9 protein-coding genes are annotated in these 9,870 nt (G+C 70.0%); 7 read left to right on the plus strand and 2 right to left on the minus strand.

From position 1 onward, the window contains the following. Positions 1 to 44: 44 nt before the first annotated feature. The 4 genes from ACWGSR_RS21665 to ACWGSR_RS21680 are packed head-to-tail and all read left to right on the plus strand — an operon-like array spanning position 45 to position 4,880. On the plus strand, positions 45 to 2,267 hold the full coding sequence (locus ACWGSR_RS21665) for a polyribonucleotide nucleotidyltransferase (protein WP_453568246.1): 2,223 nt from the start codon (positions 45 to 47) through the stop codon (positions 2,265 to 2,267). Next, positions 2,264 to 3,643, plus strand: coding sequence for a M16 family metallopeptidase (locus tag ACWGSR_RS21670; protein ID WP_376328422.1), 1,380 nt, complete (start codon positions 2,264 to 2,266; stop codon positions 3,641 to 3,643). The genes ACWGSR_RS21665 and ACWGSR_RS21670 overlap by 4 nt, the downstream gene beginning before the upstream one ends. A gap of 26 nt (positions 3,644 to 3,669) precedes the next feature. Beyond that, positions 3,670 to 4,422, plus strand: a complete 753-nt coding sequence (dapB, locus tag ACWGSR_RS21675) for a 4-hydroxy-tetrahydrodipicolinate reductase (RefSeq protein ID WP_376246992.1) — start codon at positions 3,670 to 3,672, stop codon at positions 4,420 to 4,422. A gap of 5 nt (positions 4,423 to 4,427) precedes the next feature. Beyond that, complete coding sequence (locus tag ACWGSR_RS21680; protein WP_453568248.1) at positions 4,428 to 4,880, plus strand: hypothetical protein; 453 nt, start codon at positions 4,428 to 4,430, stop codon at positions 4,878 to 4,880. Here ACWGSR_RS21680 and ACWGSR_RS21685 read toward each other — a convergent pair. Beyond that, a complete protein-coding gene (locus ACWGSR_RS21685) occupies positions 4,870 to 5,451 on the minus strand; it encodes a hypothetical protein (RefSeq protein WP_453568250.1) in 582 nt (193 codons plus the stop codon). The genes ACWGSR_RS21680 and ACWGSR_RS21685 overlap by 11 nt on opposite strands. Positions 5,452 to 5,505: 54 nt before the next feature. Then, positions 5,506 to 5,745 carry a hypothetical protein gene (locus ACWGSR_RS21690; RefSeq protein ID WP_376246984.1) on the minus strand — a complete coding sequence of 80 codons (240 nt, stop codon included), beginning with the start codon at positions 5,743 to 5,745 and terminating at the stop codon, positions 5,506 to 5,508. Between the two features lie 199 nt (positions 5,746 to 5,944). Here ACWGSR_RS21690 and thyX point away from each other — a divergent pair, with 199 nt between their 5' ends. From thyX to ACWGSR_RS21705, 3 genes are all read left to right on the plus strand, one after another. After that, entirely contained in the window at positions 5,945 to 6,685 is a 741-nt protein-coding gene (gene thyX / locus ACWGSR_RS21695) for an FAD-dependent thymidylate synthase (protein WP_376246981.1), read from the plus strand. A 177-nt stretch (positions 6,686 to 6,862) separates the two neighbouring features. Further along, positions 6,863 to 7,762, plus strand: coding sequence for a 4-hydroxy-tetrahydrodipicolinate synthase (gene dapA / locus ACWGSR_RS21700; RefSeq protein ID WP_366372311.1), 900 nt, complete (start codon positions 6,863 to 6,865; stop codon positions 7,760 to 7,762). 118 nt (positions 7,763 to 7,880) lie between these two features. Continuing rightward, entirely contained in the window at positions 7,881 to 9,566 is a 1,686-nt protein-coding gene (locus tag ACWGSR_RS21705) for a ribonuclease J (RefSeq protein ID WP_453568253.1), read from the plus strand. Positions 9,567 to 9,870: the final 304 nt, after the last annotated feature.

Consider the following 9,870-nt stretch of genomic DNA (forward strand, 5'->3'; position numbering starts at 1 on the left):
CACGGGCCCCGGACGCAAAGACGAACACGTAGGAGAACCCCATAGTGGAGAACGAGACCCACTACGCCGAGGCCGTCATCGACAACGGCACGTTCGGCACCCGCACCATCCGCTTCGAGACCGGCCGTCTCGCCAAGCAGGCCGCCGGCTCCGCCGTCGCCTACCTGGACGACGACACCATGGTCCTCTCGGCGACCACCGCGTCGAAGCGCCCCAAGGACCAGCTCGACTTCTTCCCCCTCACGGTGGACGTCGAGGAGCGGCAGTACGCGGCCGGCAAGATCCCCGGCTCCTTCTTCCGCCGGGAGGGCCGCCCCTCCGAGGACGCGATCCTCACCTGTCGTCTGATCGACCGGCCGCTGCGCCCCTCCTTCAAGAAGGGCCTGCGCAACGAGATCCAGATCGTCGAGACGATCATGGCGCTCAACCCCGACCACCTGTACGACGTGGTCGCGATCAACGCCGCCTCCGCCTCCACGATCCTGGCGGGCCTGCCCTTCTCCGGCCCCATCGGCGCCACCCGCGTCGCCCTGATCAAGGGCCAGTGGGTCGCGTTCCCGACGCACACCGAGCTCGAGGACGCCGTCTTCGACATGGTCGTCGCCGGTCGCGTCCTGGAGGACGGCGACGTCGCGATCATGATGGTCGAGGCCGAGGCCACCGAGAAGACCGTCCAGCTCGTCAAGGACGGCACCGAGGCGCCGACCGAGGAGGTCGTCGCCGCCGGTCTCGAGGCCGCGAAGCCCTTCATCAAGACCCTCTGCAGGGCCCAGTCGGACCTCGCCGCCAAGGCCGCCAAGCCCACCGGCGAGTTCCCGGTCTTCCTCGACTACCAGGACGATGTCCTGGAGGCGCTCTCCGCTGCCGTCAAGGGCGAGCTCGCCCAGGCGCTCACCATCGCCGGCAAGCAGGAGCGCGAGGCCGAGCTCGACCGCATCAAGGAGCTCGCCGCCGAGAAGCTCCTCCCGGCCTTCGAGGGCCGCGAGAAGGAGATCTCGGGCGCCTACCGCGCGCTGACCAAGAAGCTGGTCCGCGAGCGCATCATCAAGGACAAGGTCCGCATCGACGGCCGCGGCATCACGGACATCCGTACGCTCGCCGCCGAGGTCGAGGCCATCCCGCGCGTGCACGGCTCCGCCCTGTTCGAGCGCGGCGAGACCCAGATCCTGGGCGTCACCACCCTCAACATGCTCCGCATGGAGCAGCAGCTGGACACCCTCTCCCCGGTGACCCGCAAGCGCTACATGCACAACTACAACTTCCCGCCGTACTCCGTCGGCGAGACCGGCCGCGTGGGCTCGCCCAAGCGCCGCGAGATCGGCCACGGCGCCCTCGCCGAGCGCGCCCTCGTGCCGGTCCTCCCGACCCGCGAGGAGTTCCCCTACGCGATCCGCCAGGTGTCCGAGGCCCTCGGCTCCAACGGCTCGACGTCGATGGGCTCGGTCTGCGCCTCCACCATGTCGCTGCTGAACGCCGGTGTGCCCCTCAAGGCCCCCGTCGCCGGCATCGCCATGGGCCTGATCTCCGAGGAGATCGACGGCCAGACGCACTACGTCGCCCTCACCGACATCCTCGGTGCGGAGGACGCCTTCGGCGACATGGACTTCAAGGTCGCCGGCACGAAGGACTTCGTCACCGCCCTCCAGCTCGACACCAAGCTGGACGGCATCCCGGCCTCCGTCCTGGCCGCGGCCCTCAAGCAGGCCCGCGACGCCCGCCTCCACATCCTCGACGTGATGATGGAAGCGATCGACACGCCGGACGAGATGTCCCCGAACGCCCCGCGGATCATCACCGTCAAGATCCCCGTGGACAAGATCGGCGAGGTCATCGGCCCCAAGGGCAAGATGATCAACCAGATCCAGGAGGACACCGGCGCCGAGATCACGATCGAGGACGACGGCACCATCTACATCGGTGCCCAGCAGGGCTCGCAGGCCGAGGCCGCCCGCGCCACGATCAACGGCATCGCCAACCCGACCATGCCGGAGGTCGGCGAGCGCTACCTGGGCACGGTCGTCAAGACCACCACCTTCGGTGCCTTCGTCTCCCTCATGCCGGGCAAGGACGGCCTGCTGCACATCTCGCAGATCCGCAAGCTCGCCGGTGGCAAGCGCGTGGAGAACGTCGAGGACGTGCTCGCGATCGGCTCCAAGGTCCAGGTCGAGATCGCCGAGATCGACCAGCGCGGCAAGCTCTCCCTGGTCCCCGTGATCGCGGACGAGGACGGCGCCGCCGAGGGCGAGAAGGACGACACCGCCAAGTGACGTCCCGTAGTTCCCGCGCGACGGCCCGCCCCTCCTCGGAGGGGCGGGCCGTCGCCCGTACCCAAACGCTTCTCCCGGGCAAGGACGGCATCGGCACGGTCCGCCGCACGACCCTCCCCGGCGGACTCCGCATCGTCACCGAGACCCTCCCCTCCGTGCGCTCCGCCACCTTCGGCATCTGGGCGCACGTCGGGTCCCGCGACGAGACCCCGACCCTCAACGGCGCGACCCACTACCTGGAGCACCTCCTCTTCAAGGGCACCCGCAAGCGGTCCGCCCTCGACATCTCCGCCGCGATCGACGCGGTCGGCGGCGAGATGAACGCCTTCACGGCGAAGGAGTACACCTGCTACTACGCCCGGGTCCTCGACACCGACCTGCCGCTCGCGATCGACGTCGTCTGCGACATGCTCACCGGCTCGCTCATCCTCGACGAGGACGTGGACGCCGAGCGCGGCGTCATCCTCGAGGAGATCGCGATGACCGAGGACGACCCCGGCGACGTCGTGCACGAGCTGTTCGCGCAGACGATGTTCGGCGACACCCCGCTCGGCCGCCCGGTCCTCGGCACCGTCGACACCGTCGAGGCGCTCACCCGCGGCCAGATCGCCCGCTTCTACAAGAAGCACTACGACCCGACCCACCTGGTCGTCGCCGCCGCCGGCAACGTCGACCACGCCACGGTGGTGCGCCAGGTCCGCCGCGCCTTCGAGAAGGCCGGCGCCCTCGGGCACGCCGACGCCGTCCCCGTCGCCCCCCGAGACGGCCGCCGCACCCTGCGCGCGGCGGGCCGCGTCGAGCTCCTGAACCGCAAGACCGAGCAGGCCCACGTGGTCCTCGGCATGCCGGGCCTGGCCCGCACCGACGAGCGCCGCTGGGCCCTCGGCGTGCTGAACACCGCCCTCGGCGGCGGCATGTCCTCCCGCCTCTTCCAGGAGGTCCGCGAGAAGCGCGGCCTGGCCTACAGCGTGTACTCGTACACCTCGGGCTTCGCCGACTGCGGCCTCTTCGGGGTGTACGCGGGCTGCCGGCCCGGCCAGGTCCACGACGTCCTGAAGATCTGCCGGGACGAGCTCCACAAGGTCGCCTCCGACGGCCTCACGGACGAGGAGATCCGCCGCGCCGTCGGCCAGCTCTCCGGCTCGACCGTGCTCGGCCTGGAGGACACCGGCGCGCTGATGAACCGCATCGGCAAGAGCGAGCTGTGCTGGGGCACCCAGATGTCGGTCGACGACATGCTGGCCCGGATCGCCGCCGTCACCCCGGACGAGGTCCGGGAGGTCGCCCGCGATGTACTGGAGCAGCGGCCCTCGCTCTCGGTGATCGGCCCGCTGAAGGACAAGCAGGCCGACCGCCTCCAGCAAGCGGTCTCCTGACCCACGAGTCCCCTTAAGGAAGAGCAATGAGCAAGTTGCGCGTGGCGGTCCTCGGAGCCCGGGGCCGCATCGGCTCCGAGGCGGTCCGGGCCGTCGAGGCCGCCGAGGACATGGAACTGGTCGCGGCCCTCGGCCGCGGCGACGGGCTGGAGAGGCTCGTCGAGGCGGACGCCCAGGTCGTGGTCGAACTGACCACGCCCGACTCGGTGATGGAGAACCTCGAGTTCTGCCTGCGCCACGGCATCCACGCGGTCGTCGGCACCACAGGCTGGACCGAGGAGCGCCTCGCGCGGCTGCGGACCTGGCTCGACGCCTCCCCGGGGACCGGCGTCCTCATCGCCCCGAACTTCTCCATCGGCGCGGTCCTCACCATGAAGTTCGCCCAGATCGCGGCTCCGTACTTCGAGTCCGTCGAGGTCGTCGAGCTGCACCACCCGAACAAGGTCGACGCCCCCTCGGGCACCGCGACCCGCACCGCCCAGCTCATCGCCGAGGCCCGGTCGAAGGCGGGCTGCGCCCCGCAGCCCGACGCCACGGCCACGGCCCTGGACGGCGCGCGCGGCGCCGACGTCGACGGGGTCCCGGTGCACGCCGTGCGCCTGCGCGGGCTCCTCGCCCACCAGGAGGTGCTGCTCGGCGGCGAGGGCGAGACCCTCACCGTCCGGCACGACTCCCTGCACCACTCCAGCTTCATGCCGGGCATCCTGCTCGGGGCCCGACGCGTGACCGCCGCCCCCGGCCTCACCTTCGGCCTGGAGCACTTCCTGGACCTGGGCTGACGGCCATGGGCGGAAAGATCACGTACGTCTTCCTCTCCACCGTGCTCGTGCTCGTCTTCGGGGTGGTGGGGATGGAGGGCGTCCTGCTGTTCCTCACGGGCGAACCGGCCGCCATGGGCATGGGCGCGGTGGCGTTCCTGCTGCCGCTCGTCGGCGGCTGGTTCCTCTGGAAGAACACCCGCTTCGCGCGCCGGGCGAACCGCCTCGCCGCCGAGCTGGAGGCCGAGGGCGGTCTGCCCGTCGACGAGCTGACGCGCACGGCGGGCGGCCGGATCGACCGGGACTCGGCCGACGAGGTCTTCGCCCGGCGCAAGGCCGAGACGGAGGACTCGCCCGAGGACTGGCGCTGCTGGTTCCGGCTCGCGGTCGCCTACCACGACGCCCGCGACACCCCCAGGGCCCGCAAGGCGATGCAGCGGGCCATCGCGCTCCGCGAGGGGCGCCCGGTCAGCGCGTAGCTGCGGCCGGTGCCGGTGCCGGGGCCGGGGCCGGGCCGTACTCGGCGTTCCAGGCCTCGACCGTGTCGGCCGCCCGGTCGAAGGCCTCGACCCGGGAGAGGAAGTCGGCGCTGTGGTCGGTGAGCAGCACGAGCTGCTCACCGCCCTGTCGGCCGAGCACCAGGGCCTGTCCCTGGACGGTGCGGGGGAGACCCAGCCAGCGCACCGGCTGCTGGGTGGTCCGCACGGAGGTCACCTTGGCCCACGGCACGGTGACGGTCGAGAGGAAGCCCACGCGGCGCACGCCGGCCCGGCTCACCCAGGTGCCCATCCGCAGCATCCGCAGGGTGGCCGCGATGAAGGCCCCCGCGATGGCGAAGGTGGCGCCCGCGCCGCCCACGGAGCCCGCCGCGGCGATGATCACCGCGGCGAGCAGGACGAAAGAGGCGAGCAGCAGCGCCAGCGCCGCCGCCCCGACCCGCCAGGACCCCGGCCGGTACGGACGACGCCACTGGTCGTGGTCGTCGAACGGCAGGGCGACCTGGTCGTTCGTGTCAAAAGCACGGTCGGCCGTCAGAAAGGGCAGGGGCACGACAGATCCTCACTCACAAGCACGCTCGAAGGGGCGATGCCCGGTGAGGCTACCTCAGCGGTTGTCGGAGGCCTCGGACTGCTGCTGACGAGTGGCGGAGTCGCCCGACTGGAGCGAGGGCATCCCGAGGACCAGCGACCCGACGAGGCCGGCCACGACGGTCAGCCCGAGCAGGGTGCGGCCCACGATCTGCGAGGCGCTGGCCCGCTCCCGGGGCGGTGGAGTGACGTTACTGCGAAAGCTGTCGGCCTCCGCGACGAACGCGAACGGTACGGGCTCTCGCCGGCGCAGCATCAGGGCCACTCTCCTAGGGTGTCGTCGTGCTTCACCGATACAGACGACGGAACCGGTCCTTTGGTGCCCGTTTTCGCCAAGGATTTCACCAAACCGGCCGAATGTAGTCCTCCGGTAGGAGGGGGGTCAGACCTGTGGGGGATCCCCCGTCGGCCCCTCGTTAAAGTGGGCGGCTGCACCCCGACTGGAAGGACCGCTGGTGAGCGACAGCCCCACCGAGAACGTGAAGATCGACTTCCGGAGCGACGTCACCGTCGACCTGGTCAAGAGCGCGGCGGCCGACTCCGACGTCCTGTGGGCCGCCCGGGTCTCCACGGCGGGCGAGCAGTCCCTCGAAGAGCTCCAGAAGGACCCGGAGCGCTCGAAGGGCCTCATCAACTACCTGATGCGGGACCGCCACGGCAGCCCGTTCGAGCACAACTCGATGACCTTCTTCATCAGCGCCCCGATCTTCGTGTTCCGCGAGTTCATGCGGCACCGCGTGGGCTGGTCGTACAACGAGGAGTCGGGCCGCTACAGGGAGCTCCAGCCGGTCTTCTACGTCCCCGACGCCTCCCGCAAGCTCGTCCAGGAGGGCCGCCCGGGCAAGTACGTCTTCGTCGAGGGCACCCAGGAGCAGCACGACCTGGTGACCCGCACGATGGAGGACTCCTACCGGAAGGCGTACGAGACGTACCAGGAGATGCTGGCCGCCGGCGTCGCCCGCGAGGTCGCCCGTTCGGTCCTCCCGGTCGGACTCTTCTCCTCGATGTACGCCACCTGCAACGCGCGCTCGCTCATGCACTTCCTGGGCCTGCGCACCCAGCACGAACTGGCCGCGGTCCCGTCCTTCCCGCAGCGGGAGATCGAGATGGTCGGCGAGCGGATGGAGGAGCACTGGGCCCGGCTGATGCCGCTGACCCACGCCGCCTTCAACAAGAACGGGCGCGTGGCCCCGTAGGGCACACATGTCCGACTCGTGACGCGAAGTGTCCGTATTGCGACGTTTCACGAAGTTCATCTAGGCTGATCAAACGGACCCGGCGCTGTCTGAACCCCCGAGCAGGCAGCGCCGGGCTCCCTTTCTCCCGTCCCCCGGGGGGACACCCGGCGCTGAGCAGCGAGTAGCGTGTTACCCATGGCTCCGATCTCCACTCCGCAGACCCCCTTCGGGCGGGTCCTCACCGCCATGGTCACGCCCTTCACGGCGGACGGCGCACTCGACCTCGACGGCGCCCAGCGGCTCGCCGCCCACCTGGTGGACGCAGGCAACGACGGCCTCGTCGTCAACGGCACCACCGGCGAATCCCCCACCACCAGCGACGCGGAGAAATCGGAGCTGGTACGAGCGGTGCTGGAGGCGGTCGGCGACCGCGCCCACGTCGTCGCCGGCATCGGCACCAACGACACCCACCACTCGATCGAGCTCGCCCGCACGGCCGAGCGCGACGGCGCCCACGGACTCCTCGCCGTCACGCCGTACTACAACAAGCCCCCGCAGGAGGGCCTGTACCGGCACTTCTCGGCCATCGCCGACGCCACCGAGCTCCCGGTGATGCTGTACGACATCCCCGGCCGCAGCGGCGTCCCGATCGACACCGAGACGATCGTCCGCCTCGCCGAGCACCCGCGCATCGTCGCCAACAAGGACGCCAAGGGCGACCTCGGCCGCGCCAGCTGGGCCATCGCCCGCTCCGGCCTCGCCTGGTACTCCGGCGACGACATGCTCAACCTGCCCCTGCTCTCCGTCGGCGCCTGCGGCTTCGTCTCCGTCGTGGGCCACGTCGTCACCCCGGAGCTCCGCGCCCTCCTCGACGCCCACCTGGGCGGCGAGGTCCAGAAGGCCACCGAGATCCACCAGAAGCTGCTCCCGGTCTACACCGGCATGTTCCGCACCCAGGGCGTCATGACCACCAAGGCCGCCCTCACCCTCCAGGGCCTCCCCGCCGGCCCGCTCCGGCCGCCGCTCGTGGAACTTTCCCCGCAGGAGACGGAGCAGCTCAAGGTCGACCTGGCCGCCGGCGGGGTAGAACTCTGACAACGGACTTCACAACTGAACACGGTCTCGACAACTGAACACCCACAACAGCAAGTGCACGATTGTCATGCGCGCCACGTGCCAGGGGGTACGTGGCGCGCGTGGTGAGGAGAGTCTTTTGAGTCATCCGCATCCCGAACTCGGCGCCCCGCCGAAGCTGTCCAAGGGCGCCCTGCGCGTCATCCCGCTCGGCGGCCTCGGCGAGATCGGCCGCAACATGACGGTCTTCGAATTCGACGGCCGTCTGCTCATCGTCGACTGCGGCGTCCTCTTCCCCGAGGAGGAGCAGCCCGGCGTCGACCTGATCCTGCCCGACTTCACCATCATCCGGGACCGCCTCGACGACATCGAGGGCATCGTGCTCACGCACGGCCACGAGGACCACATCGGTGCCGTCCCCTACCTGCTCCGGCTCAAGCCGGACATCCCGCTGATCGGCTCCAAGCTGACCCTCGCCCTGATCGAGGCCAAGCTCCAGGAGCACCGCATCCGCCCCTACACCCTCGAGGTGAAGGAGGGCGACCGGGAGGTCCTGGGCGCGTTCGACTGCGAGTTCATCGCGGTCAACCACTCCATCCCGGACGCGCTCGCGGTCGCGGTCCGCACCCCCGCGGGCATGGTCGTCGCCACCGGCGACTTCAAGATGGACCAGCTCCCGCTGGACGGCCGTCTCACCGACCTGCACACGTTCGCCCGGCTCAGCGAGGAGGGCATCGACCTCCTCCTCTCCGACTCGACGAACGCCGAGGTCCCGGGCTTCGTCCCGCCGGAGCGGGACATCTCGAACGTCCTGCGGACCGTCTTCGCGAACGCCCCGAAGCGCATCATCGTGGCCAGCTTCGCCAGCCACGTGCACCGCATCCAGCAGATCCTCGACGCCGCCCACGAGTACGGGCGCCGGGTCGCCTTCGTCGGCCGCTCGATGGTCCGCAACATGGGCATCGCCCGCGACCTGGGCTACCTCCGGGTCCCGGCCGGTCTCATCGTGGACGTGAAGACCCTCGACGACCTGCCGGACGACGAGGTCGTGCTCGTCTGCACGGGTTCCCAGGGCGAGCCGATGGCGGCCCTGTCCCGCATGGCCAACCGCGACCACCAGATCCGGATCGTCCCCGGCGACACCGTGATCCTGGCGTCCTCCCTGATCCCGGGCAACGAGAACGCGGTCTACCGCGTGATCAACGGTCTGACCCGCTGGGGCGCGAACGTCGTCCACAAGGGCAACGCCAAGGTCCACGTCTCGGGCCACGCCTCGGCCGGCGAGCTGCTGTACTTCTACAACATCTGCCGGCCGAAGAACCTCATGCCGGTCCACGGCGAATGGCGCCACCTGCGCGCCAACGCCGAGCTCGGCGCGATGACGGGCATCCCCAAGGACCACATCGTCATCGCCGAGGACGGCGTCGTCGTCGACCTGGTCGACGGCCGCGCCCGGATCACCGGCAAGGTCCAGGCGGGTTACGTGTACGTCGACGGCCTCTCGGTCGGCGACGTCACCGAGTCCTCCCTCAAGGACCGCCGGATCCTCGGCGAGGAGGGCATCATCTCGGTCTTCGTCGTGGTCGACTCCTCCACCGGCAAGATCGTCGGCGGCCCGAACGTCCACGCCCGCGGCTCCGGCATCGAGGACTCCGCCTTCGACGCGGTGCTCCCGAAGATCGACCAGGCGCTCAACAAGTCCTTCCAGGACGGCGTCGTCGAACCCCACCAGCTCCAGCAGCTGATCCGCCGCTCCGTCGGCAAGTGGGTCTCCGACACCTACCGCCGGCGCCCGATGATCCTCCCGGTCGTCGTGGAGGTCTGACCGGTACGGCGGCGCTGACCAGCGCATCAGTGGAGCGGGGCGCCTCGATTTGCATCGGGGCGCCCCGCTCCAGTACGTTTACGGCTCCGCCAGAACGGGAAGCCCCGGCGCCGACGTGCGCCCGGAAGGCCGAACGGGAGGCGGGAAATCCGACTCAGAACTTCTGATAAAGTCGGAAACGCCGAAAGGCCCCCGGAGTGAAAACAAAAGGGACCGGAAAGCACCGGGGAAATCGGATCGGAAAGATCTGATAGAGTCGGAAACGCAAGACCGAAGGGAAAAGCCCGGAGGAAAGCCCGGAAGG

It is taken from the genome of Streptomyces sp. NPDC055632 (assembly GCF_053618675.1).

Excerpts from the sequence above, each read along its gene's own strand:
- dapB (WP_376246992.1), top strand. The coding sequence starts at position 3,670 with ATGAGCAAGTTGCGCGTGGCGGTCCTCGGAGCCCGGGGCCGCATCGGC.
- ACWGSR_RS21680 (WP_453568248.1), top strand. The coding sequence starts at position 4,428 with ATGGGCGGAAAGATCACGTACGTCTTCCTCTCCACCGTGCTCGTGCTC.
- ACWGSR_RS21690 (WP_376246984.1), bottom strand. The coding sequence starts at position 5,745 with ATGCTGCGCCGGCGAGAGCCCGTACCGTTCGCGTTCGTCGCGGAGGCC.
- dapA (WP_366372311.1), top strand. The coding sequence starts at position 6,863 with ATGGCTCCGATCTCCACTCCGCAGACCCCCTTCGGGCGGGTCCTCACC.